Origin of the sequence: Bradyrhizobium ottawaense (assembly GCF_900099825.1) — a bacterium.
Classification (GTDB): domain Bacteria; phylum Pseudomonadota; class Alphaproteobacteria; order Rhizobiales; family Xanthobacteraceae; genus Bradyrhizobium; species Bradyrhizobium ottawaense_A.
Genome location: NZ_LT629693.1, coordinates 2,925,001 through 2,949,981, shown reverse-complemented (window position 1 = coordinate 2,949,981; position 24,981 = coordinate 2,925,001). Strand labels below are relative to the sequence as shown.

The following is a 24,981-nucleotide window of genomic DNA, read 5'->3' as shown; positions in this document are numbered from 1 at the left end:
CGAAGTGGACGCCGGTTCGCGTTAAGAAAGCGCGTCAAACAAGGACCGCTACCAGAACAAGGCGACAATGCGAAGTGGATTCAGCGCCTTTTGTTGTGATGTCCAAGCGCTTACATTTGACAAAATCAACGGCCAAAGGACGCCGCATGCCTGACATGACCCCCGCACCGCGCCGTCGCCCGCTTTGGCGCCTCTTCATCATGCCCGCTCTGCTCGTGGTCGCCGCCATCGGCTGGAGCGCGTTCTGGTTCTATGCGGCCTCCGAGGTCGGCGCCCGTGCCGACGCCTGGCGGGCCAGGGAGGCCAAATCCGGCCGGGTCTATGATTGCGGCAAGCGCTCGGTCGCCGGCTACCCGTTCCGGCTCGAAGTGAGCTGTGATGACGCCAGCGTGGCGCTGGTGTCGCAGACGGCGGGCGCGCCGTCGGCCTTCACCGCGCGCTTGAGCGAAATCATGGTGATCGCGCAGATCTACCAGCCGAACCTGCTGATTGCCGACTTCAAGCCGCCGGCGACGATTGCCGATCGCGGCCAGCCGCCGTCGATGAAGGTGAACTGGACCACTGGCCGCAGCAGCATCACCGGACTGCCGAACAATCCGCAGCGCGCTTCCATCGTGTTCGACAATCCCGCGATCGACCGCGTCAACGGCCCGGTGCAGACGCCGCTGGCGAAGGCCGGCCATGTCGAACTGCACGGCCGCATCGCCGAGGGTTCGCCGCAGGATCATCCGGTGATCGAGACCGTGCTGCAGATCGCCGGCGGCACCATCCAGGAAGTGCATCCGCTGTTAGCGCAGCCGTTCGATGCCGACGTTCAAACCAAATTGAGCGGGCTGAAGGATTTTTCGCCAAAACCGTGGCCGGAACGGTTTCGCGAGATCCAGGCCGCCGGCGGCCATGTCGAGATCGTGCGGTCGCGGATCCAGCAGGGCGACTTGATCGCGATTGCCGCGGGCACGCTGGGCCTCAACGCCAACGGCCGGATCGACGGCGAACTGCAGATGACGGTTGCCGGAATCGAGAAGGTGATTCCGGCGCTGGGGATCGAGAAGATGCTGGAGGAGGGCGTGCCGCAGGCGACGCTCGATCGCGTCGCGCCCGGCGTCAAGAGCCAGGACCTCAACAATCTCTTCGGCGCGCTCGACAAGGCAATCCCGGGTCTCGGCAAGGTCGTCAAGCAGAACGCCAATGTCGGCGTCGCCGCCGGCATCAACTCGCTCGGCACCGCGGCCGAACTCGAAGGCAAGAAGGCCCGCGCCTTCCCGCTGCGCTTCGTCGACGGCGCGGTGTTTTTCGGCCCGATCAAGGTCGCGCAGCTTCCGCCGCTGTTTTGACCCGTCCCGGCGAACGCCGGGGTCCACAACCGCCAATGTTGCGAAATTGTTCGTAGCAAGGATGGGTTGAGCGCAGCGAAACCCATCACCTTCGTGCCGCGCAATCGATGGGTTTCGCTCCGCTCAACCCATCTACAAGTAAACCAATCGACCCTGGTAAACTCCCGCTCGCCAAACCGTGATGGCGCGCCGGGAATGTTGCGTCGCCGATCGAAGTCTTGCTCTCCGACGATCCACTGACATCACCGTGGGTCGATAACGAGGAGAGCAGAGATGACCAGTTTCAAATTTCTTGCCGCGGCGACCATTCTGTCGGCGTTGATCGCATCTTCGGCATCGGCGCATGTGATCGACGAGCCGGGAATGTACGCATTCTATCATCCGAATGGTGATCTCGGCATCGCATCGTCGAGGCCGCCGGCCGATGCCCAGGCGATGGCGCCGCGGCTGATGATGCGCCATCCGCTGCTGCCGGCGCGGCAGGTCCGATCCGTCAAGTGAGATCAGCGCTTCGAATCGAGGCGGGCTCAGCCCGTGAGGGCTGAGCCCGCGTCGTTTGCGCGGTGCTGTTGTTCTGATTCCGAAATATTCCCGCACAAAACTGTGAAACGAAAACGCCGTGAACCCGCGAATATCGGCACGCGACCGCCGCTCTCTCCTTCTGAGGAAACATCCTCGCATGGGAGGTTAACGTGAAAATACTCTGGGGTATTTTGCTCGGCAGTGTCGCGCTCTCGGCTGGCCAGGCGTTCGCGGCAGACGACGCTCAAACGGAAATTCACGCGCTGCAGGCGAGGCTGAAGCAGCTCGAGCAGCGCATCGACGATCAAGGGCGCAGGCAGCAGGCGCAGGCGAAGATCGCCACCAAGGCGCCGTCGCCGTTCGATCCGTGCCCCGCCGGCAAGGTCTGCTACAAGGGCGTCACGCTGACATTCGGTGGCTGGGTCGATTTCGCCGGCATCTACCGCAGCCGCAACCTCGCCTCCGACACCGGCTCGGTCTATGCGTTCATCCCGTTCCGGCAGAGCAAGAACTTCAATACGCCGGAGACGCGGTTCTCGGCGCGGCAAACCCGCTTCTCGCTGCTGGCCGAAGCCGATGCCGGCGCCGATACGCATCTGGCGGGCTACGGCGAAATCGATTTCGAAGGTGCTGCGCAAACCGCGAACTCGGTTGCGACCAATTCCTTCAATCCGCGGATGCGGCAGGCCAGCCTCGAGATCGATCGCACCGATCTCGGCCTGCATTTTCTCGCCGGACAATCCTGGTCGTTGAATGCGCCGAGCCGGGTCGGCATCGATCCGCGCGCGGTCGACGCGCCAGGCGTGATCGATTTCGAATCCGTGCCCGGCTTCCTCGCCGCGCGCCAGCCCGGCGTCCGCGTCTGGAAGGATTTCGGACCCGAATTCAAGCTGGCGCTGTCGGCGGAAAACGCCGCGACATCTTTCGTCGGCGGCAACGTGCCGTTCGTCGGCACGCCGGCGACGGGTCCGCAAGGCGTGCTGAACCCTAATCTGCTGATCAACCTCACCGGCCCCGGCGGCAGCTTCTTCAACAATGCCAACAATCTCAGCCTGAACCGCGTGCCCGACGTGACGATCAAGGCGGCCTGGGATCCGCGGCTCGGGCCGACCAAATTTCATGCCGAAGGCTGGGTGCTGTACCGCGAGTTCTACGATCGCTTCAATTTCGCCAGCCACAATATCGGCACCGTGAGCTACGGCGGCCATCTGGCGCTGGAAGTCATCCCGAAGACGGTGGATCTGACCTTCTCGGCGGCGCAAGGCGCGCTCGGCCGCTTTACCGCGGCGCCGTTCCCGGACGTGACGTTGCGGCAGGACGGTTCGATGCAGGTGCTTCCGATCACCGCTTTGCAGGCGGGCGCCGTCTGGCACACCACGCCGTCGCTCGACCTCTATGCCTATGCGGGCCTGGAAAAAACCCGCGCCACCTTCTCCAACGTCGGCACGGTGCCGTTCGGTTACGGCAATCCGCTCTACAACAACACCGGCTGCAATATCGAAAACTCGCCGGCCGCCACCTGCAACGGCAACACCTCGGAAGTCCGGCAATATACCGCGGGTTTCTACGACACCGTGCTGAAGGGCGACTACGGCGCGGTCAAGTTCGGCGTGCAGTATTCCTACAACCAGCGCTTTGCGTTCGCGGGCGTCGGCGGCGCGCCGAAGACCGACGATCACATCGTCATGACCCAGGTTCGTTACTATCCGTTCTGACAACAGGAGTGTGTCATGCGAGAGGGAAATACCCCGATGCAGGATTATGTTTTGATCAGCCGGCTCGCGCACGTGATCGAGCGCAGCGCCCTCGCGATGGCGGGCGCGATGTGCGGCACGTTCGTTGCCGCACAGATGTCCAAGGCCAATGTCGGCCTGTTCGACTCGGGCGGATTCATCGCGTTGATGGTGCTGGCCGGCATAACCGGATTCTATCTCGGGATCGATATTCCGCGACCGCCGGCCAGGCAGGTTTCCGAACGCGAAGGCGTCGATGCCGTCGAAATGCTGAGCGCCGCCGGTACGTTCCTGGCGACGATGGCCGCGCTGGTCTCGGTGTACGCGCTCGTGTTCGATGAAGCCCCGCAACGCGTCTGGGAATTCGTGGTGACCTCGTGGTGGCTCGGCGGCGTGACCATGCAAGTTACCGCCGGGTTCATCGGACGGCAGCGCGCAAGTTCGCGCGTCGCGCAACGCGCCGTGATCGATGGCGGTAAAGTACGGGAGAGGCAGCAGTCGCGGCACTGTGATTGAACTCGCTCTGGCCGAAGGCCAATGGACGCACATCTCCTCATCATCGTTTCAAGCATCCGCCGCGTGCGACGGGTCGAATGGATGGAGAGAACAAATGACTGGTTTGAGGATATTAGCCGCTACGTTGGTTCTATCGGCGGCGTCAGCAACGACAGCTTTTGCCCAGGCCGCGATTCAGGAGCCCGGCGCGTATGCGTTTTATCATCCGGACGGCGACGTGCTTCGCGCCGGATCGCCGCGTCCGGCAGCGGATGCGCTGGCCGCGTACCGCGCCGACACCGACCGGGTGGTGACTGTCAGGCCGCATCGCGCAAGGCATGCCCGTTCGGGCCATGTGAACTGAGGCGTTCGACGGGGTGATTTGCCCGACGACGCAACCCACAAGGTCCGCGACAAATTGGCACGACGGGCAAATCACCAAAAGTCTGTCCAGCCCCTCGAATAAAAATATTCCGCTTGGGCCGTCGGGCAAATCAGATTTAGGACTCCCGCCATCCTGTCCCACCAGAGGGGCGTAGGCCATCGTCGCAAACGAGGGGCAGGGAGCGGTGGACGTGATGGCGGCGAAGACGAACGCTGCTGTTGCGTACGGTGAAATCGTTTGGGTCCGACGCCCCGGTGCTGGCGTCAAGTCGGTGGGGAGCTAACGTTTCCAGCGGATGATGGTGGCAAGAGCCGGTCACCAGGACGAAATCGTATAAGCCGTAAAGCCATTGCGCAGGGAAGGCCGGATGCCTCCGCCAAACCTGTATGCTTGCGTGCACATCTTGTTGCATCTATCGCACGCAAGACCGCGGGTGCGGCGCGCACCCGGTCTTCCCCGCGCCCTCCGTTTCAGAGGGCAAGGTTTCCAGCAAAACTTCGGGCGCATCGCGCCGCGAGAATGAGAAGTCGTATCTATCGTCGTCCCGGCGAAGGCCGGGACCCATACGCTGCGGCGGAGATTGTCTAGCGAGATGGTCGACGGCTTTCTTTCAGCAATCGAGATTTGTGGTTATGGATCCCGGCCTTCGCCGGGACGACGCCTGAAGGATTCTTCGCGCGGCGATAAAGTCGTGCACTCACTCCGGCTTCTTCGCCAGATTCGCATGCGGCCTGCCGAAATCGGGCGCCGCCGAATCCTGGCCGATCTCGACGATGCCGCGGCGGATGGCGCGGGTGCGGGTGAAGTGTTCGAACAAAGCCTCGCCGTCGTTGCGGCGGATCGCGCGGGTGAGTTTCGAGAGGTCCTCGTTGAAGGTGCCGAGCATTTCCAGCACGGCTTCCTTGTTGGCGAGAAACACGTCGCGCCACATCGTCGGATCGGAAGCCGCGATGCGGGTGAAGTCGCGAAAGCCGCCGGCGGAGAACTTGATGACTTCGGACGACGTGACTTGCGCGAGTTCGTCCGCGGTGCCGACGATGGTGTAGGCGATCAGATGCGGCAGATGGCTGGTGATCGCCAGCACCAGGTCGTGGTGGTCGGGCGTCATGATCTCGACCTTGGCGCCCATGGCGGCCCAGAACGCGCGCAGGCGCTCGGTGGCGGCAGCGTCCGTGCCTTCGGGAGGGGTGAGAATGCACCAGCGGTTGATGAACAGTTCGGCGAAGCCGGAATCCGGGCCGGAATGCTCGGTGCCGGCGACCGGATGCGCCGGCACGAAATGCGCACTGGCGGGAAGATACGGCGCGATCTCGCGGACGATCGCACCCTTGACCGAGCCGACGTCGGAAACGATGGCGCCGGCTTTGAGGAACGGCGCGATCTCCTGCGCCACGGGGCCGCAGGCGCCGACGGGAATGCAGAGAATGACGAGGTCGGCGTCTTTCACGGCTTCCGCGTTGGTCGCGACCACGGCATCGACGATGCCGAGTTCGGCCACTCGCGCGCGGGTCTTCTCCGAGCGCGCGGTGGTGACGATTTCGCCGGCAAGCCCCTGGGCCCGCGCGGCGCGCGCGATCGAGCCGCCGATCAGCCCGAAGCCGATCAGCGCGACGCGGTTGAACAGCGGCGCGGCGCTCACTTACTTGCCCGCCATGAAGTCGCGCAGGCCATCGACGACGAGGCGATTGGCTTCCTCGGTGCCGATGGTCATGCGCAGCGAATGCGGCAGGCCGTAATTGTTCAGCGCGCGCAGCACCAGGCCGCGTTTGGTCAGATACACGTCGGCCTCGGTCGAGGTCTTGCCGTTGTCGAGCGGGAAATGGATCAGCACGAAGTTGGCGACGCTCGGCGTCACCTTGAGGCCGAGCTTGGTGATTTCCTCGGTCAGCCAGTTGCGCCATTGCTCGGTGAACGCCTTCGACATCTGCACATGCGCGGTGTCCTCGATGGCGGCGACCGCGGCCAGCATCGCAGGGGTCGAGACGTTGAACGGTCCGCGAATGCGGTTGCAGGCGTCGATGATGTTGGCGGGGCCGAACATCCAGCCGATCCGCAAGGCGGCGAGCCCGTGAATCTTGGAAAAGGTATGCGTCACCACGGTGTTTTCGTTGGTCGCCACCAGCTCGATGCCGAGTTCGTAGTCGTTGCGCGACACGTAGTCGGAATAGGCGGCGTCGAGCACCAGCAGCACATGCGGCGGAAGTCCGCTGCGCAGCCGCTTGACCTCGTCGAACGGGATATACGTGCCGGTCGGATTGTTCGGGTTGGCGAGCCACACCAGCTTGGTCTTCGGCGTCACGCGTTTGAGGATCGCATCGACGTCGGCGGTGAAGTCGGTCTCGGGCGCGACGACGTTCTTGGCGCCATTCGCCATGGTCGCGATCGGGTAGACCAGAAAACCGTGGGCGGTGGAGATCGCCTCGTCGCCGTGCTTGAGATAGGTGTGCGCCAGCAAATTGAGGATTTCATCCGAGCCGGCGCCGCAGATGATACGATCGGGATCGAGCCCGAAGCTACGGCCGATCGCTTCGCGCAGCACCCGCGACGTTCCTTCCGGATAATCCTCCAGGCCTGCGACAGCTTGCTTGTAGGCTTCCTTGGCTTTGGGGGATGGTCCGAACGGGGTCTCGTTGGCCGACAGCTTGAATACCTTGCGGCCCGGCTCAGGCACCGGCGTCTTGCCGGGCGTATAGGGCGCAATATCGAGAATGCCGGGATTCGGCACGGGGCGGGACATCGTCAACTCCGGGTATTCAGGGTCGTTTCAGGATTTGGCAGTTCAGGATCTGGCAGTTCAAGATCTGGCGGCCCCGTTCGGGGGCACCGTATAGCGCGTTGCATGGCTGCCGACGAGGGCCGACGAGCGCACCGACGCACCGGCCGCAATCAGGGCCATCTTGATCTTCTCAAGGCCAGTGCCGGCATCCGACACCAGGAGCGCCGCGCCGTCGAAAGCGGTATCGGGCACGGCAACGATTTCGGCCAGCGGCGCCAGCGCGCGCGCAATATCCGCGTTCCAGCCGGAGACGCGAACGCTCCACATCTGGACCTCGGTCACCATGGCGTCGTCGGCAACCCGCGAGATCACGAACACCGGCAGCGCGGCCGGATGGTCGGCGCGCTCCAGGAACGGCAGGCGGGCGATGATCTTCGGCGCGCCGTCGGCTTCGAGTGCGATCCACCATGGCGTGCGGCTCGAGATCGCCGAGACCAGCGCCAGATCGCCCTTGGATTTCGCCACCGCCTCGACCGCGGCCTGGGCGCTGAAATGCGCGACATAGGGCACGACGAAGCCGAAATGAAACCGCGCCGAATCCCGCATCGCGGGCTCGCTCACCGAAACATCCGCATGCACCGCGAACGGCGCCTGGACATAGGTGAACGTCGAGATGATGACGCGCCAGATGCTCTCGATGGTGTCGAGCGGCAGGATGCCGCGATGGCGCCGCACCAGCTCGCGCATCATCGAGGCCTCGCGCGCGGGGCGGAACGCCGAGCCGACTTCCTGGGTCTGCTTGACCTGGATCAGCCGGTCGATGATGTCGCCTCGCGCCATCAGCAGGCGGTGGACCTGCTCGTCGATGCTGTCGATCTCTTTGCGCAGCTCCTGCAGCGAGGGCGGAGCCGGGGGGGCCTTGGACATGCGAATAACCTAGCGAGAGCGTTGCCTTATCCTGCAGCGCGGCGCGTACGCCACGGCGCGCAGGATGAAACCCGTTCTCCCCCATGGTTCGAGATGACGCAAGGGCGCCGCCGCGCCATCAGGCCGGCCCGCCCTGTTAACCAAGGGCCTGCCTTGACGAAATGCCCGCTTCGGACTAGCTTTGAGCTTCTCCGTGGTCATTTGAGCCGGCCGGCTTGCAGCCACGTAAAACAATTCGCTAAACAGGCCGGGGACAGAAGTGATCCCGGCCGAACCTTTTTTCAGGCCGGGTTTTTTATTGGCCTGATTCTGTCTGGAGAGCCTCCGCGAGGAGGATCGGTGCCGATATGACCAACGTGCAGTCGATACCCAGCCCATCGATCCACAGCGAGGATCGCGCCCACGAGGCCGACCATCCGACGTCGCTGCTGGCGAAGTTCGGCATCGAGCAGCCGCTCAAACTCGATTGCGGCATCGATCTCGCGCCGTTCCAGATCGCCTATCAAACCTATGGCGAACTGAACGCGGACCGTTCCAACGCCATTTTGATCTGCCATGCGCTGACGCTCGATCAGCATGTCGCCAATGTGCACCCGATGACCGGCAAGGCGGGCTGGTGGGCGAACATGGTCGGTCGCGGCCTTCCGCTCGATATCGACCGCTACTTCATCATCTGCGCCAACGTCATCGGCGGCTGCATGGGCTCGACGGGGCCGGCTTCGACCAACCCGGCTACCGGCAAGCCGTGGGGACTGGATTTTCCCGTCGTCACCATCCCCGACATGGTGCGCGCGCAGGCGATGCTGCTCGACCGTCTCGGCATCGACACGCTGTTTTGCGTGGTCGGCGGATCGATGGGCGGCATGCAGGTGTTGCAGTGGACGGTGGCCTATCCGGAGCGGGTGTTTTCGGCGATGCCGACCGCCTGCGCGACGCGTCATTCGGCGCAGAACATCGCGTTTCACGAGCTTGGCCGGCAGGCCGTGATGGCGGATCCGAACTGGCACCAGGGCCGTTACGCCGAGAACGGCACCCTGCCGCATCGTGGCCTCGCGGTAGCGCGGATGGCGGCGCACATTACTTACCTGTCGGACGCCGCATTGCACCGCAAGTTCGGACGGCGGATGCAGGATCGCGCTTTGCCGACGTTCTCGTTCGACGCGGATTTCCAGGTCGAGAGCTATCTGCGTTATCAGGGTTCGTCGTTCGTCGAACGCTTCGACGCCAACAGCTATCTCTACCTGACGCGGGCGATGGATTACTTCGATATTGCCGGCGATCACAACGGCGTGCTGGCGCAGGCGTTTCGCGGCATCAAGACCCGCTTCTGCGTGGTGTCGTTCACCTCCGACTGGCTGTTCCCGACCTCGGAATCGCGGGCGCTGGTGCATGCGCTGAACGCGTCGAGCGCGCGGGTGTCGTTCGCCGAGATCGAAACCGATCGCGGCCACGACGCCTTCCTGCTCGACGTTCCCGAATTTTTCGACATATCCCGAGCCTTCCTGGAGTCCGCAGGCAAGGCGCGTGGACTTGGTTCAACTGGGCTTGGGTCAACAGGTGGCTGAGATGGCGCTGCAGGAACAGACTTTGCCGCTCGGCGGCATCGCGCCCGAACGCATCGGGAAATACCGCACCGATCATCTGCTGGTTGCCGGAATGGTCGAGCCCGGCTCAAAGGTGCTCGACGTCGGCTGCGGTGAGGGCGAACTGCTGCAATTGCTCGAGAGCCGCGGCATCGACGGCCGCGGTATCGAGCTGTCGCGCGAGGGCGTCAACCGCTGCGTCGCCAAGGGGCTCGCGGTGGTGCAGGGCGACGCCGACACCGATCTCGTCAACTATCCCGACGACGCCTTCGACTACGTGATCCTGTCGCAGACGCTGCAGGCGACACGGCAGCCCAAGGTGGTACTGGAAAACCTGCTGCGGATCGGACAGCGCGCCATCGTCTCATTCCCGAATTTCGGTTTCTGGAAGATGCGATTGCAGTTGCTGGTGGGCGGCCACATGCCGCGCACCGAGAACCTGCCGGCGACCTGGTACGACACGGCGAACATCCACTTCTGCACCATCAAGGATTTCGTCGAGCTCTGCGACGAGATCAACGTCAAGATGGAACGCGCGGTGGCGCTCGATCTCTACGGCCGGCCGGTGCCGCTGAACCTGCCCTGGTGGGTCTGGAACATGTTCGGCGAGCAGGGCGTGTTTTTGCTGTCCAGGGCTGAAAAAACGAAGTGACGCGTCATTGCGAGGAGCGATAGCGACGAAGCAATCCACACTTGTTGCGTGGGCGCGATGGATTGCTTCGCTTCGCTCGCAATGACGATCACCCCGCCATCATCGAGCGGGGATCACGCACCGGCCACCTCCCGGCCTCGACCAGCGCAATGAAACGCTCGACCATCTCGTTGAACAATGCGGGCTCCTCGAGATTGAGCACATGACCTGACTTCGGGAAGAACGACAGCCCCGCGGCCGGCAGGTGCTGCTTCAGGAACAGGCTGGGCTCGACGCAATTGTCGTCCTCGTCGCCGCACAGGATCAGCGCCGGCGTCGGCACCTTCCGGATCGCGTCGGTCATGGTGTAGATCGAGGGCCGGCCGCCCTGAAAGCTGCGCATGGTATTCGCGGATCCCTTGGCGTCGTGCCGCGCCAGCGCCGCATAGAAATCGGCGTGACCGCGCGGGTCCTTCAACAGAAACGGAATCCGGCTCGGCGCCTCGCGCGTGGCTTTCGCGACCTCGACCGAACCGATTGTCTCGTACTGCTCGGCATTGGCCTGGCACTGCTTGCGAAAGGCCTCGAGCTTCTCGAGGCTCGAGCCTGAGCCGACTGCAGCCAGCATCATCGACAGCGCGCGCTGCGGCGCGTTGAGGCCGACCTGAAGCGACGAATAGGAGCCCATCGACAGGCCGATGAAATGCGCCTTGGCGATGCCGAGGTGGTCGAGCACGGCGAGCGCGTCGGTGTAGAAATGCCGGTAGGTGTAGACGTCCGATGTCGGCGGCACGTCGGAGGGCGTGTAGCCGCGGGCCGAATAGGCGATGCAACGGTGGCCGCGCGAGAAGTAGCGCATCTGCGGTTCCCAGTTGGTATGGTCGGCCGCGAATTCATGCAGGAAAATAATCGGGGATCCGCTTCCTGCCTCTTCGAAATACAGGCGGACATTATCTTTCGTAACGGCATGGGGCATTGGCATTTCCTCTCGTTGGCCGGCCCCAGATTTGCAGTTAATTCTCGCGGCGGCAATGCGGCACCATCGATCGCTTCCGGCCACTGAATCATCGCGGAATGACCCCGAAATCGTTTCCGCACTGCCACATGAAATCTTCCTCTCGTCACGCCCCGCCTTTCAAAACCGCCGCCGCGTTGGTCTCGCACGAACGCGACGGGGGTGTGGGGTGCTACAGAGGATAATCCATGGTTCAGTTGCTTGCGTTTCGCCAATCGCTTCGTGCCTCGCTTCGAGTTCTGGCGCTGGCGCTGTGTTCGGCGTCGATCGCCGTATCCGTCACGCCGGCTCACGCACGATCTCATCATGGCGCTGGGCGACATGCGCGCGCCTATCACGCCGGCCATCACGCGAGGCGGCATTACGCCCACATCCATCGTCGGCACCTGACGGAAGCTTCGCGCTGGGAGCGCGGGATGGCGCAAATGCAGGCGGGGGGCTTTACCAACACGAATGCAAGCTTCGCACCGAACGCAAGCGCTGATCCGAATTCAACCCTGACGCCGACTGGAGGCGCGATGGCGTCGAGCTTCGGTTCGTCGAACGTCGTTGCGGAAGCGCGCCGTTACATCGGCGGTAATCCGACCGGCCGCGGCAGCCTGTGGTGCGCACGGTTCATGAATCTTGTGTTGCAGCACTCCGGCTATCGCGGCACCGGCTCCGACATGGCGAGTTCGTTCGCGCATTACGGCCAGCGCGTCTCCGGTCCGCAGGTCGGCGCCATCGCTGTGATGGGACGGCGCGGCGGCGGCCATGTCGGCATCATCACCGGCATCGATGCGGCCGGAAATCCGATCATGATCTCGGGCAATAACGGCAACCGGGTCAAGGAAGCGCCGATCTCGCGCGGCCGGATCTACGCCTACGTCATGCCGACGGGCTAGATCAGGCGATCTGCAGCAGGCGGATCAGGCCGAGGCTGATGAGGCCCAGGATGACAAGCGAAGCGGTGACCGCGGCTGTGACGCGGACACCGGCGCTGGCCACGACCCGCACATCCACGCCCAATCCGAGTGCGGCCATCGACACGGTGGTGAGAAGGCTGGCCGTGGTGGCCAGCGGCACCAGCATGGCTTGCGGAATCAAGCCGAAAGAGCGGATCGCGGCGACGATCAGAAAACCGAGGATGAACCACGGAACCAGCTCATGAAGCGCCGGGCCGGAGCGCCTGGCTATCCTGCTCTCGGTCACGTTCGAGCCGGCCCGGGGTTCGGGTGGCAGGCGGCGGCTGATCAGGGAAAGGCCGAGCACCACCGGGCCTAGCATCAGCACGCGGACCAGCTTGACCACGGTGCCGACCTGATTGCTGAGCGCTCCGATCGGAAGGGTAGCCGCCAGAACCTGCGGCACCGCATAGACCGTCAAGCCGGCCAGAACGCCGTATTGCGTCAATGACATCTTCAGCAGCGGAACGAGAAACGGCAGGCCCAGCACAACGACAACCCCGAGCACGGCCGTAAACGCGATCGAGGAGGCCACATCGTCACCGTCGGCGTCGATGATCGGCGCGACCGCCGCGATTGCCGAGTTGCCGCAGATCGAATTGCCGCACGCCACCAGAATAGACATGCGCAAGGGCAGGCCGAGCAGGCGGCAGATCGCGTAGCTGGTCGCGATGGCGACCACCACGATGCCGGCGATCCCCAGGATCAGGGCCGGCCCGAGCGCGGCCGCGGCGCTGGCGCTGACGGACGCGCCAAGCAGGACTACCGCGACCTCCAGCAAGATCTTGGCGCTGAACTGGATGCCGCCGTTCCAGGTCGGGCCGGGTGTCCAGGCCGTTCGGATGACGACCCCAAGCACGATCGCGATCACCAGCGCTTCCAGATAAGGCTGGCCTGCAAACTCGACTTCCACCCTTTCAAGCAGCATCGCAACGACGGTTACGGCTACGCAGAGCAGCATGCCGGGCAGGAGACGGATTGCGCCTTGGATCAATGGACAACCCCGGTTCCCGCACTCCCGACGACGATATCGGAATTGCGGCTAATTCTATTCCTCTGTTGGCGCGATCGCATCGCCCGCGCCAATGCTGCCGCCGGAGATGACCTCGGCATAGATCCCGCAATCGTTGTGGCCGAGGCGGCGCATCAGCGTGTTCGGAATCGAGAGGTCGCGCGCGCCAGTGTCGGGATCGACATTGACCGCCGCGCATCTGACGATGCGCTTGACCACCTTGAGCCTGACGTCGCCGATGGCGAGCGTCCGGTCGAGTTGCTCGAATTCGTGCCAGGCCGGCCAGCCCTCGACATAGAGGTTGGCCCGGAATCGAAGCGGGTGGACCGGGTGGTCGACCATGCTCTCGATGGCGCGGACGCTTCCCAGATTGATGATCGAGACCACCTTGCGGGCGACATCCGAAAAGCTGTGGCCCGGACTGGTCAGGATCCTGGGCGGTCCCTTGATCTCGCCGGCATATCGGCTGGCAAAGAACTGCTCGATCGCGGTCCGGCCCTCGGATGTTTCGAGATCGCCCTCGGTCGCGACCGCGCCGTTCTGGCGGATGGTCAGGACGTGGCTCGCATCGTCGAAATGGGTGCGCAGCGGCGCCAGCCATTCGTCCCGCTGCAGCATCAGGAAATGCGGCTTTGACAGCCATTTCGGCTCGGCCGGATCGAAGCCGGAGGGGCCGTTCTCGATGGCGTAGCGGCGGTCGGCCGACAGGGTCTGGCCGGGGAGCAGCTCGGCGCGGTCGAGCGGCTCCGGGGAGAGGCCTTTGACGGGATAGCGGTAGATACCGGCGATCTTGGCCGAGGGGGACGGGGTCATTCGGCCTTGTAGGGGATTCCCTCAAGCCCCGCCACTGCCCCGAAATTGCAGGCCGGCCCCTTCCGTTTCGGCCGCCGATGCCCACATTTGCGTCAAGCCTATAAAATGATGGCGACGACCGCCGGCCGGTTGAGGAATGTCAACGCGGCCGCGCGGAAACCCAATGAAGATGCCGCAATCATGCCTTAGGGGTGGTCGTGGCAGGCCGAGGGAAATCAACGATGAATATTGAAAAATACACCGAGCGGGCGCGCGGTTTCATTCAGTCTGCGCAATCGCTGGCGGTGCGCGACGGACACCAGCAGTTCTCGACGCTGCATATGCTGAAAGTGCTGCTGGACGACAGCGAGGGGCTTGCCGGCGGTCTGATCGACCGCGCCGGCGGAAATTCCCGCGCCATCCTCAAAGCCACCGAGGATGCGCTCAACAAACTGCCCAAAGTCTCCGGAAGCGGTGCGGGCCAGGTCTATCTGGCCCCCGATCTGGCGCGCGCCTTCGACGCTTCGGAAAAAGCCGCCGAAAAGGCCGGCGACAGCTTTGTCACGGTCGAGCGGCTGCTGCTCGGGCTTGCGCTCGAGAAGGGCAGCGACGCCGGCGCCATCCTGAGCAAGGGCGGCGTCACGCCGCAGAACCTCAACGCGGCGATCGAGGCGCTGCGCAAGGGACGCACCGCGGACAGCGCCACCGCCGAAAACGCCTATGACGCGCTGAAGAAGTATTCCCGCGATCTCACCCAGGCCGCGCGCGACGGCAAACTCGACCCCGTGATCGGGCGTGACGAGGAAATCCGCCGCACCATCCAGGTGCTCTCCCGCCGCACCAAGAACAATCCCGTGCTGATCGGCGAGCCCGGCGTCGGCAAGACCGCGATCGTCGAGGGTCTGGCGCTTCGGATCCTCAACGGCGACGTGCCGGAAAGCCTGAAAGACAAGAAGCTGCTGTCGCTCGATCTGGGCGCGCTGATCGCGGGCGCCAAATACCGCGGCGAGTTCGAGGAGCGGTTGAAGGCCGTGCTGCAGGAGGTCACTTCGGCCGAAGGCAGCATCATCCTGTTCATCGACGAGATGCATACGCTGATCGGCGCCGGCAAGGCCGACGGCGCGATGGATGCCTCCAACCTGCTGAAGCCGGCGCTGGCCCGCGGCGAACTGCATTGCATCGGCGCCACCACGCTCGACGAATATCGCAAGCACGTCGAAAAGGACGCCGCTCTGGCGCGCCGGTTCCAGCCGATCTTCGTCTCTGAGCCCACGGTCGAGGACACCATCTCGATCCTGCGCGGCCTGAAAGACAAATACGAGCAGCACCACGGCGTGCGCATCACCGACTCCGCGTTGGTGGCGGCGACTACGCTGTCGAACCGCTACATCACCGACCGTTTCCTGCCCGACAAGGCCATCGATTTGATGGACGAGGCGGCGGCGCGGCTGAAGATGCAGGTCGATTCCAAGCCGGAAGAACTCGATTCGATGGATCGGGAAATCATCCGGCTGAAGATCGAGCAGGAGGCGCTGAAGAAGGAAACCGATGCCGGCTCGAAGAGCCGCTTGCAGACGCTGCAGAAGGAGCTCGTCGATCTCGAGGAGAAATCGGCGGCGCTGACGTCGCGCTGGAGCGCGGAGAAGAACAAGCTCTCCAACGCCCAGAAGCTGAAAAGCGAACTCGACGGCCTGCGGATCGAACTCGCCAACGCGCAGCGCCGCGGCGAATTCCAGCGCGCCGGTGAGCTGGCCTATGGCCGGATTCCCGAGCTCGAAAAAAGGCTCGCCGATACCGAGGCCAAAGAAAATCCCGGCGAAATGATGGAGGAGGCGGTCACCGCCAACCACATCGCGCAGGTGGTGTCGCGCTGGACCGGCGTGCCCGTCGACAAGATGCTGGAAGGCGAAAAGGACAAGCTCCTGAAAATGGAGGGCAGTCTCGGCAACCGCGTGATCGGCCAGGCTGAGGCTGTGCGCGCGGTGGCGACCGCCGTGCGCCGTTCGCGCGCCGGCCTGCAGGACCCGAACCGGCCGATGGGCTCGTTCATGTTCTTGGGACCCACCGGCGTCGGCAAGACCGAGCTGACGAAAGCGCTGGCGGAATATCTGTTCAACGACGAGACCGCGATGGTCCGCCTCGACATGTCCGAATACATGGAGAAGCATTCGGTATCGCGACTGATCGGCGCGCCTCCGGGCTATGTCGGCTACGACGAGGGCGGGGCGCTGACCGAAGCGGTGCGGCGGCGGCCCTATCAGGTGGTGCTGTTCGACGAGATCGAGAAAGCGCATCCCGATGTCTTCAACGTGCTGCTGCAGGTGCTCGACGACGGCCGCCTGACCGATGGCCAGGGCCGTACCGTCGACTTCCGCAACACGCTGATCATCATGACCTCGAACCTCGGTTCGGAGTTCCTGGTCAACCAGCCGGAAGGCGAGGACACCTCCGAAGTGCGCGAGCAGGTGATGGGCACGGTGCGTGCGCATTTCCGGCCCGAGTTCCTCAACCGTGTGGACGAGATCATCCTGTTCCATCGCCTGCAGAAGAGCGAGATGGGCCGGATCGTCGAGATCCAGTTCGCTCGCCTGCAGAAGCTGCTGGAAGAGCGCAAGATCGTGCTCACGCTCGATGCCGCGGCGCGCGACTGGCTGGCGGCCAAGGGCTGGGATCCCGCCTATGGCGCCCGGCCCCTGAAGCGGGTGATCCAGCGCAGCCTGCAGGATCCGCTGGCGGAGATGATCCTGGCCGGCGAGGTCAAGGATGGCGATCGCGTCGTGATCTCTACCGAGGGCAACGTGTTGACCTTCAACGGCAAGGCGCCTCAAACCGCCGAGATCGCGCCATTCGAGGCGCCGGTCCCGAAACGGAAGCTGAACTAGGCCAAGTGTTAGGCCAAGTGTCAGGCAATCGATCAGGCGATTGGATGCATCCTGTCAGCACAGGGTGCATCCAGGCGGGTTTGCTGTTCCGTCAGGCCTGATCGATTGTCGGGCTGCCGATCGCCGGGCCGCCCCTGTCATCCTCATCCTCGCTCGGCTCAAGCTCAGAGAGGATATCGACCAGTTCGCGAACGCGGCCGGTTGCGAGCGGTTTGCCGGCATTCAGCAGCGGCTCGTCATTAATCATCCAGGCCTGGGCTTCTGCCAGCTCGTCCACGCTCGCGCCGATCCCGATGATCTGAGCGATGGTGACATCGTCAGCTCCGCTGATCGCCTTGATAACATCGTCCCGAGTAACGCGTTTCATGGCTGCTCATTCCGTGAGGCTGCGCCGCCTGCCGTCGATGACGGCGAACCGGGCGCGCAAACGTCTCATCGGCCAGTGGTAAGCCGCGGCGGGTTCTGGGTGATCATCCAGATTTCGATCGCCGCAAGCAGCGCCACGGCGGCGCCGATCAGCACATGAACCGTCATGGCTGTGGTTCCCTGGAAGCCCAATACCCAAGGCGATACCAGCGTCCACAATCCGACGACCAGGTTCAGCCACTCTTCCCAGACCGCGAACGCAGCCAGCGCTGCGATCGCAAGAATCGCAATGACCAGGCCGGAAATGGTGGCGTTCTCGGAGACTCTTCCGGCGGCGAAGCCGAATAGCCACGGCGAAGCGACCAGAATCGCGCCGAGGACAAGGTTGGCGACGTCGCACAATTTTGCATTCGTCCAATTTTCCATGACACATCCTCCATTGAAGATTTGCCAACGGAAATTAACGGGGGACCGGCCGTTTGGGTTCCACGATAGCGGAACATTTGATGAAACAAATGAGCCGGGCGGTCGCGGTCCGTGCCGGACGGCCAGCTCCTGAAGGAGTGCAAGACTGTGTTCCTGCGGAACGCGCCGCCGCGCCCGTGACGGAACCGGGGCGGCGGCGTGTGCTGGATGACCGGCGATTTGAGGTCGCCGATACGCTTCGGCTACTTCTTCGTGATCTTGTAGATCGCGTTTTCGATATCGGACGAGAAATAGATCACCCCCGATGCGCCGACGCCGACGCCGGTCGGGATGTTGGTCGGCAATCCGCCGGGGGCGCCGGCGAGGCCGATCGGCAGATTGGCGGCGATCTCGGTGACGGTGCCGTTCGCCGGATCGATCTGGACGATGCGCTTGGCGCCGACCTCGGCGACGACCAGCTTGCCGTCGGGCGCCAGCGCGATGCCTTCCGGCATTTTCAGGTCCTTGGCGACCACGGTCTTCTCGCCGTTGCTTTCGACCTTCGACACCTGCCCGGAAAAGGCTTCGGTCAGATAGACCGCGCCGCCGGATCCCGCGACCAGCCCGACCGGACCTTCGAGGCCGCCGATCACGACCGTGCGGTCCTTGCCGTGCTCGCCTGAGGCGCGGATCAGCGATTTGCTGCCGAGCTCGTTGACCAGAATGCTGCCGTCGCTGAGCCTGATGGCATCATGCGGCGCCTTGAAGTCGTGCAGCATCTCGGTGGTCTTGCCGGTTTTGCGGTCGATCACCTGCACCGTGCCGGTAAACCAGCTTGACAGCAGCACGTCGTTGCCTTTGGCCGTGGCGCTCATCGGATATTCCAGCGTCACGCCGTCGGCATGCATGCGGGCGGGCTCGGAGACTTCGCCGGTGGTACCGTCGACGGTGCGGTAGGCGAATACGTCGGCGACATAGATGGTGTCCTTGTCCCCGTCGGAGACCACGCCGATACCGCCGGGCAGCGCCAGCTTGCCTGAGATTACCTGTTTGGCGGCGCCGGTTTCCGGATCGACCTCCTGAATGCCGTTATCGGCCATATTGGAGACGAAGATGTGGTCCTTGTCGTCGATCGCGAGGTTGTCGAGCGAGGGCTTGAGCTGTGCGACCATCTTCTTGGTGCCGGATTTGGGATCGACCCGAACCAGTTGCCCGAGCGCGGTATCGACCACCCAGAGATTGCCCTTGGAATCGAAATTGACCGCCGCCGGAACCTTGAAGCCGTCGGCAACCACCGTCAGTTCGGCCTTGTCGACGTCAACCTTGGCGACCTGGCCCTTGAACCACAACGGGCCGTACAGCATGTCGTCCGGCCCGAATTCGAAGCCGTTGAGGCCGCCCATCTTCTCCATGATCTTGCGCGGCGGTTTGACGCCCTCGACGTCGATCTCATAGAGGGCGTCGCCGAGGAAGACGGTCGTCGCATACAGCCTTCCGTCCTTGCGGTAGGCGAGCGAGTTGATGCCTGATAGCCCCGAGGCGAGCTTCTTGATCGGGCCGTCGCCCTTGCGCGCGTAGAGGTCGCCGGTGAGAAAGCCGGTCCACGCCATGGTGCCGTCGGGGGCGAAAGCGATGTCGTCGGCCATGCCTTCCGGCGTCGGGATCGCAATCTTTGCCGTGCCATTGGCGCGATCGACCTCGTAGAGCGCGGCACCCGCGACGCTGCCGGCGAACAGGCGCCCGGACTTGTCGATGCCGAGCCCGTGCACGCCATGGAAAGCCGAACCGGGGACGAGTTGCGTGACCTCATAGGTCTGGGCCGAAGCGCCGCTGATCGTGGTGGTACAGAAAATAATCGCAGCAACAGTCGTGCTGCATGCAAGCCTGCTCGTCATGACGCTACCTCCCGTTGATTTTGGGGGAGAGTATTCGTCCAGGATGACGGTTTGGCAAACGAAACCTGTCGCGAAAACCACTGTGCCGCAGCCACAAAATCGACACACGGCATCGTGGGCCGGTGATTTCAGTTCGTCAGGATCTTATCGAAAATTCAGCGGTTGCTGACCTGTCGCACCGGCGGTGCGCCGGCCGTACCGGTCGCATCGGAGACGCGCGCGGCATTGCCGCGGTTGCTCATCTGGGCATCGAGGCGATCGCGTTCTTTCTCGAAGCCCGCCATCATGGGCCCCTCGAGCGAGCGGCCGCGCGGCAGCTTGACGCGCAGCGGGTCGACGAAGCGACCATTGACCAGAATTTCGTAGTGGACGTGAGGTCCGGTCGACTGGCCGGTCGATCCGACAAAGCCGATTACCTGGCCCTGCCGTACCCGCTTGCCGGGTTCCATGCCCTTGGCGAAGGCCGACATGTGGCCGTAGGCGGTCTCGTAGCCGTTGTTGTGCTTGATGCGGATATACTTGCCGTAGCCGCCCTCGGGGCCGACCTTTTCGAGCACGCCGTTGCCGGAAGCGAAGATCGGCGTGCCGTAGGAGGTGGCCCAGTCGACGCCGGTGTGCATCTTGACGTAACCGAGGATCGGATGGCGCCTTCCGCCGAAGCCCGAGCGCATGATGGCGTTGTTGACGGGTTTGCGGACCAGGAACTTCTTCGCGCTCTTGCCGGTCTCGTCGTAATAGTCGACCACGGCGTCGTCGGGGGTCTGGAAACGGTAGTATTTCTTGGTTTCGCCGCCGACGGTGAGGGCCGCGAACAGCACCTCGGTCTTTTCGGTGATCGCCGCGCCTTCGTCTTCGCCGGCATAGAACACGTCGAAGGAGTCGCCGGGCTGTACCTTGCGCTGGAAATCGACGTCGTAGGAGTAGATCCGGATCATGTCCTCGATGACGGTTGCCGGCACCTTGTTGCGTAGCGCGGTCTCGTAGATGCTCTGGTAGAGCCGGACGCCGGTGCCGTCATCATCATCGTCGTCGTCCTTGCTGTCGGCGGGCTCGGCGATAGTATTCATGCTCTGGACGTCGACGGCGACATATTTGCCGATGTCCGACAGCGCGGCGACGGCTTCGATGGTGGTGTCGTTGGCGACGATCACGCGAAAGGGCTGCAGCCGGACCCCGGGTCCGGGGCTTGCCGGCGCCATCAGGATCCGTAGCTTCTGGCCTTCCTTCAGGCCGCCATCGCGGCCGCGGGGACCGAGGGTGGCCGCGATCGCCTTGGCCTCATCGGGGGTGGCGCCCTGATCACGCAGGACCGAGGTGACGGTATCGCCCTTTTTCACGACATGAACGCGTTCGCCGGAGGGATTGCCGCCGGTGATCTGTTCCTTGGTCTTGGCCAGCAGGGTGACGTTTTCCGGCACCACGCGGGTTTCAAACCCGGCATAGGGATCAGAGACGTTGCCCTCGGTGGCATAAGCGAGCTTGAGATCGGGTTGGCCGCCGCTGGCGTCGGCCGTGGCGTTGGCGAGCGCGGTGTAGCGCACGCCGGCGCCGGCGCCGCGCCAGTTTGCGGCGTCGCGCACCCGCAGCAGGATTTCGTCGAGCGCGACCACGGCCGCGAGTTTTGCCTTCGGCAGCACGGTGGCGAGGTCCTTGGTGACGAAGGAAACCTCGGCATCGGGTTCGGCGGCGTCGGCGGTGTTCGAATCGTCGGAGGCGGCCGGCGCCGCGCTGCCGACATCGGTCAGCATGCGCTGGGCGTTGAACGGCGGGATTTTCGCGGAAAGGTCGCTTGTCGTCATCGACAGGTTGCCGGAGATGCGGATGAACGGCCGCACCCGCATGACGTCGCGGTTGCCGACGCGGGTGACGGTGGATACCCGCACCACGTTGCGCGAGGCGCTGGATTCGCCGGGCGGCGGCAGCCGGTCGCTCTTGTGCAGGCTGACGGTGCGGTCGTTGGCGCCGAACGCGCCGCGCAAGGCGCCTTCGACGCGTTCCGGAACCTTGGCAAAGGTCATTTCGCCGTCGAGCGACGCAAAAACGGCGCCGCCGATGAGAGCTGCGCCGCACAGACCAGTCAGGATAGTGCCGCTAAACCATTGTACGGAGACGCGGCGGCGATCGATTACCGCGGCCTCGGAGCCATCGACGGAAAGTGGCGGCTCGTGACCGAGATCGATGATCCCGGTCTCGCGTCCATAGCCGCTCCCGCGTGACGCCTTCTGGCTCAACCCCGTATCCCCCCAAATTCCATCCACATTCGACAAGACCTTCGCCCGTTCCAGAACCGCATTGTTCGCCCCTTTATCGGGAGCGATCCCGGAGCATGGCGTGCCGCACGCATAAATATTCGGGAATCAGAGGCCAGAAGAAGACCGGCCGGAGTCTCGAACGTCAATGGTGTGCAAATCTCTCGAAGTTCTCGGCCGCGAGGGAAAGGCGACGGGTTCACGTGAAAATCGCCATTCCCGGGTAGAAAGAAGATCGCCCTGGTAGATCGACACCGGCAGCCCCCACTGGCATCCGGTGCTTCGATGCATACCATATCGTCAGAACGTCGCAGGATTGTGGCTCAAGTGCGGCGCAAAGGCCCTAAATATAGGGACTTCTGGGCGCCGAAAATTTCTTCCACATGATGCGACAATTTGTTGACGATGGCTGTTGACAGGTCCGATAGGGCGGGCCTATAACCCGGCCACTGAGCGCGGCGATGCATTGGCTCTGAGGCCAAGGCATCTGGTCGTGCCCGTGAAGCTCCTCATTACGGTGAGTGACTCAAACAGCCGATAACAATCGGTTGTTATTTGTCGTCGGAATGAGGGTGTAGCGGAGCCTTCCAGAAGTGGAAGGGTGGGATCCCAGCGATCCCGGGCTGTTTGACAAGTGAAGATGAAGAAAGAGAAACGTGGACGGCGGAGTCCTTGCGGGCCTCGATTACTTGAATACGCAAGTATTGAAGTGTTGGGGCCGGACGAAAGACTTCGGCGGTACACGTTTACATAGGTTACACCATCGTTGCCCGCGATGTGAATCGCAGGCAGCTTGTCAGCTTCGGCTGGCAAAAAATGGTGGGACCTCGTCAAACGTTGTGATCAGCCGGTTTAAAGTTTCAAGTCCAACTTGAGAGTTTGATCCTGGCTCAGAGCGAACGCTGGCGGCAGGCTTAACACATGCAAGTCGAGCGGGCGTAGCAATACGTCAGCGGCAGACGGGTGAGTAACGCGTGGGAACATACCTTTTGGTTCGGAACAACACAGGGAAACTTGTGCTAATACCGGATAAGCCCTTACGGGGAAAGATTTATCGCCGAAAGATTGGCCCGCGTCTGATTAGCTAGTTGGTGAGGTAACGGCTCACCAAGGCGACGATCAGTAGCTGGTCTGAGAGGATGATCAGCCACATTGGGACTGAGACACGGCCCAAACTCCTACGGGAGGCAGCAGTGGGGAATATTGGACAATGGGCGCAAGCCTGATCCAGCCATGCCGCGTGAGTGATGAAGGCCCTAGGGTTGTAAAGCTCTTTTGTGCGGGAAGATAATGACGGTACCGCAAGAATAAGCCCCGGCTAACTTCGTGCCAGCAGCCGCGGTAATACGAAGGGGGCTAGCGTTGCTCGGAATCACTGGGCGTAAAGGGTGCGTAGGCGGGTCTTTAAGTCAGGGGTGAAATCCTGGAGCTCAACTCCAGAACTGCCTTTGATACTGAAGATCTTGAGTTCGGGAGAGGTGAGTGGAACTGCGAGTGTAGAGGTGAAATTCGTAGATATTCGCAAGAACACCAGTGGCGAAGGCGGCTCACTGGCCCGATACTGACGCTGAGGCACGAAAGCGTGGGGAGCAAACAGGATTAGATACCCTGGTAGTCCACGCCGTAAACGATGAATGCCAGCCGTTAGTGGGTTTACTCACTAGTGGCGCAGCTAACGCTTTAAGCATTCCGCCTGGGGAGTACGGTCGCAAGATTAAAACTCAAAGGAATTGACGGGGGCCCGCACAAGCGGTGGAGCATGTGGTTTAATTCGACGCAACGCGCAGAACCTTACCAGCCCTTGACATCCCGGTCGCGGACTCCAGAGATGGAGTTCTTCAGTTCGGCTGGACCGGAGACAGGTGCTGCATGGCTGTCGTCAGCTCGTGTCGTGAGATGTTGGGTTAAGTCCCGCAACGAGCGCAACCCCCGTCCTTAGTTGCTACCATTTAGTTGAGCACTCTAAGGAGACTGCCGGTGATAAGCCGCGAGGAAGGTGGGGATGACGTCAAGTCCTCATGGCCCTTACGGGCTGGGCTACACACGTGCTACAATGGCGGTGACAATGGGACGCTAAGGGGCAACCCTTCGCAAATCTCAAAAAGCCGTCTCAGTTCGGATTGGGCTCTGCAACTCGAGCCCATGAAGTTGGAATCGCTAGTAATCGTGGATCAGCACGCCACGGTGAATACGTTCCCGGGCCTTGTACACACCGCCCGTCACACCATGGGAGTTGGTTTTACCTGAAGACGGTGCGCTAACCCGCAAGGGAGGCAGCCGGCCACGGTAGGGTCAGCGACTGGGGTGAAGTCGTAACAAGGTAGCCGTAGGGGAACCTGCGGCTGGATCACCTCCTTTCTAAGGATGATCCTTCAGCTTAGCTTCGGCTAACTATCGGATCGTTTTAGAAACATCAGTGGCCAACGATCGTCAGGATTGTTGAGCTGCATTGGCGGGATTTCGCCGTCTACGTTTCTCTTTCTTCGCGGACGAACACGCGCCAGGACTTTGCGCTGTGCGATGAGTCTTGCGCTGGTGCGATGCATTGGCGCGAGCCGATTGCGCGCGAGCAAGTCGCTGAGCCCTATCAAGGGAAAAGCGTTAGGGCTTGTAGCTCAGTTGGTTAGAGCGCGCGCTTGATAAGCGTGAGGTCGGAAGTTCAAGTCTTCCCAGGCCCACCACTTTGATCGAGTGCGAAGCATTCGTCTTCTGGTACGGGGCCATAGCTCAGCTGGGAGAGCGCGTGCTTTGCAAGCATGAGGTCGTCGGTTCGATCCCGTCTGGCTCCACCAGATGGAATTGAAGACCGATGCTCTGCTTTCAGCAAGGCGCTTCGAAACATCGTCCGCGAAACATCACTTCGCATGTCGCATCCTACGGGATGTGCGTGCGGGATTTCTGACATCGTAAAGAGGAGATTGATCCGAGTTTTGGATCTGCAAAGCAATTTGCGGAATCCAATTCATAATCTCCAGGTCATTTCGGCGCTCGCGCATCGAACTCATCGCAAGATGAGTGAGGTGAGTGAGTTGTAAATGATCTTTTTGGTGAAGCTTGACCGCCTCGCCATCGGGTTGATCTTACGAAGCAAGCTG

The 24,981-nt window shown here is 62.8% G+C and carries 19 protein-coding genes, 2 tRNA genes, 1 rRNA gene and 1 riboswitch; of the genes, 12 read left to right on the top strand and 10 right to left on the bottom strand.

Features of this window, described 5'->3' with window-relative positions:
- Positions 1-146 precede the first annotated feature (146 nt).
- The 5 genes from BLR13_RS13730 (at position 147) to BLR13_RS13710 (ending at position 4,448) form a co-directional block, all read left to right on the top strand.
- Entirely contained in the window at positions 147-1,334 is a 1,188-nt protein-coding gene (locus tag BLR13_RS13730; RefSeq protein WP_074823171.1) for a DUF2125 domain-containing protein, read from the top strand.
- A 273-nt stretch (positions 1,335-1,607) separates the two neighbouring features.
- Positions 1,608-1,835: a hypothetical protein gene (locus BLR13_RS13725; RefSeq protein WP_074823174.1), complete on the top strand. Its 228-nt coding sequence runs from the start codon at positions 1,608-1,610 to the stop codon at positions 1,833-1,835.
- Between the two features lie 191 nt (positions 1,836-2,026).
- Complete coding sequence (locus BLR13_RS13720; protein ID WP_074823177.1) at positions 2,027-3,571, top strand: hypothetical protein; 1,545 nt, start codon at positions 2,027-2,029, stop codon at positions 3,569-3,571.
- A 15-nt stretch (positions 3,572-3,586) separates the two neighbouring features.
- The gene (locus BLR13_RS13715) at positions 3,587-4,105 is read left to right on the top strand and encodes a hypothetical protein (protein WP_197679548.1); all 519 of its coding nucleotides are present in this window, start codon (positions 3,587-3,589) and stop codon (positions 4,103-4,105) included.
- Between the two features lie 94 nt (positions 4,106-4,199).
- Positions 4,200-4,448 (top strand): hypothetical protein, encoded by a 249-nt coding sequence (locus tag BLR13_RS13710; protein WP_143039740.1) that lies wholly within the window; start codon positions 4,200-4,202, stop codon positions 4,446-4,448.
- Between the two features lie 718 nt (positions 4,449-5,166).
- Here BLR13_RS13710 and BLR13_RS13705 read toward each other — a convergent pair.
- The 3 genes from BLR13_RS13705 to BLR13_RS13695 are packed head-to-tail and all read right to left on the bottom strand — an operon-like array spanning position 5,167 to position 8,112.
- Entirely contained in the window at positions 5,167-6,108 is a 942-nt protein-coding gene (locus BLR13_RS13705; protein WP_074823186.1) for a prephenate/arogenate dehydrogenase family protein, read from the bottom strand.
- A complete protein-coding gene (hisC, locus tag BLR13_RS13700; RefSeq protein ID WP_074823189.1) occupies positions 6,109-7,206 on the bottom strand; it encodes a histidinol-phosphate transaminase in 1,098 nt (365 codons plus the stop codon).
- A gap of 57 nt (positions 7,207-7,263) precedes the next feature.
- On the bottom strand, positions 7,264-8,112 hold the full coding sequence (locus BLR13_RS13695; RefSeq protein ID WP_074823191.1) for a chorismate mutase: 849 nt from the start codon (positions 8,110-8,112) through the stop codon (positions 7,264-7,266).
- Positions 8,113-8,295: 183 nt separating this feature from the next.
- Positions 8,296-8,375, top strand: a riboswitch (SAM riboswitch).
- 84 nt (positions 8,376-8,459) lie between these two features.
- Here BLR13_RS13695 and metX point away from each other — a divergent pair.
- Positions 8,460-9,677: a homoserine O-acetyltransferase MetX gene (metX, locus tag BLR13_RS13690; RefSeq protein WP_074823194.1), complete on the top strand. Its 1,218-nt coding sequence runs from the start codon at positions 8,460-8,462 to the stop codon at positions 9,675-9,677.
- 1 nt (position 9,678) lies between these two features.
- A complete protein-coding gene (metW, locus tag BLR13_RS13685) occupies positions 9,679-10,347 on the top strand; it encodes a methionine biosynthesis protein MetW (protein WP_074823199.1) in 669 nt (222 codons plus the stop codon).
- A gap of 88 nt (positions 10,348-10,435) precedes the next feature.
- On the opposite strand, the gene BLR13_RS13680 is transcribed toward metW, so the two are convergent.
- Entirely contained in the window at positions 10,436-11,302 is an 867-nt protein-coding gene (locus BLR13_RS13680) for an alpha/beta fold hydrolase (protein ID WP_074823201.1), read from the bottom strand.
- A 227-nt stretch (positions 11,303-11,529) separates the two neighbouring features.
- Here BLR13_RS13680 and BLR13_RS13675 point away from each other — a divergent pair, with 227 nt between their 5' ends.
- Entirely contained in the window at positions 11,530-12,225 is a 696-nt protein-coding gene (locus tag BLR13_RS13675) for a TIGR02594 family protein (RefSeq protein WP_074823204.1), read from the top strand.
- A 1-nt stretch (position 12,226) separates the two neighbouring features.
- On the opposite strand, the gene BLR13_RS13670 is transcribed toward BLR13_RS13675, so the two are convergent.
- Positions 12,227-13,246: a YeiH family protein gene (locus tag BLR13_RS13670; RefSeq protein WP_074823209.1), complete on the bottom strand. Its 1,020-nt coding sequence runs from the start codon at positions 13,244-13,246 to the stop codon at positions 12,227-12,229.
- Positions 13,247-13,333: 87 nt separating this feature from the next.
- On the bottom strand, positions 13,334-14,110 hold the full coding sequence (locus BLR13_RS13665) for an MOSC domain-containing protein (RefSeq protein WP_074823212.1): 777 nt from the start codon (positions 14,108-14,110) through the stop codon (positions 13,334-13,336).
- Between the two features lie 221 nt (positions 14,111-14,331).
- Here BLR13_RS13665 and clpB point away from each other — a divergent pair, with 221 nt between their 5' ends.
- Positions 14,332-16,971, top strand: coding sequence for an ATP-dependent chaperone ClpB (gene clpB / locus BLR13_RS13660; RefSeq protein ID WP_074823214.1), 2,640 nt, complete (start codon positions 14,332-14,334; stop codon positions 16,969-16,971).
- Positions 16,972-17,062: 91 nt separating this feature from the next.
- Here the strand turns inward: clpB and BLR13_RS13655 are convergent, their stop codons facing one another.
- The 4 genes from BLR13_RS13655 to BLR13_RS13640 form a co-directional block, all read right to left on the bottom strand.
- Entirely contained in the window at positions 17,063-17,338 is a 276-nt protein-coding gene (locus BLR13_RS13655; RefSeq protein ID WP_074823216.1) for a hypothetical protein, read from the bottom strand.
- Between the two features lie 65 nt (positions 17,339-17,403).
- On the bottom strand, positions 17,404-17,763 hold the full coding sequence (locus BLR13_RS13650; RefSeq protein WP_074823219.1) for an SPW repeat protein: 360 nt from the start codon (positions 17,761-17,763) through the stop codon (positions 17,404-17,406).
- Positions 17,764-18,005: 242 nt separating this feature from the next.
- Entirely contained in the window at positions 18,006-19,637 is a 1,632-nt protein-coding gene (locus BLR13_RS13645) for an SMP-30/gluconolactonase/LRE family protein (RefSeq protein ID WP_074823222.1), read from the bottom strand.
- Positions 19,638-19,792: 155 nt separating this feature from the next.
- Complete coding sequence (locus BLR13_RS13640; protein ID WP_074823225.1) at positions 19,793-21,868, bottom strand: M23 family metallopeptidase; 2,076 nt, start codon at positions 21,866-21,868, stop codon at positions 19,793-19,795.
- Between the two features lie 885 nt (positions 21,869-22,753).
- On the opposite strand from BLR13_RS13640, the gene BLR13_RS13635 reads away from it, so the two are divergent.
- The 3 genes from BLR13_RS13635 to BLR13_RS13625 all read left to right on the top strand — a co-directional run bounded on the left by BLR13_RS13635 (position 22,754) and on the right by BLR13_RS13625 (position 24,678).
- Positions 22,754-24,244: ribosomal RNA gene (locus BLR13_RS13635) — 16S ribosomal RNA — on the top strand.
- A 246-nt stretch (positions 24,245-24,490) separates the two neighbouring features.
- Positions 24,491-24,567, top strand: a tRNA-Ile gene (locus BLR13_RS13630).
- A 35-nt stretch (positions 24,568-24,602) separates the two neighbouring features.
- Positions 24,603-24,678, top strand: a tRNA-Ala gene (locus tag BLR13_RS13625).
- The last annotated feature ends 303 nt before the right edge of the window (positions 24,679-24,981 follow it).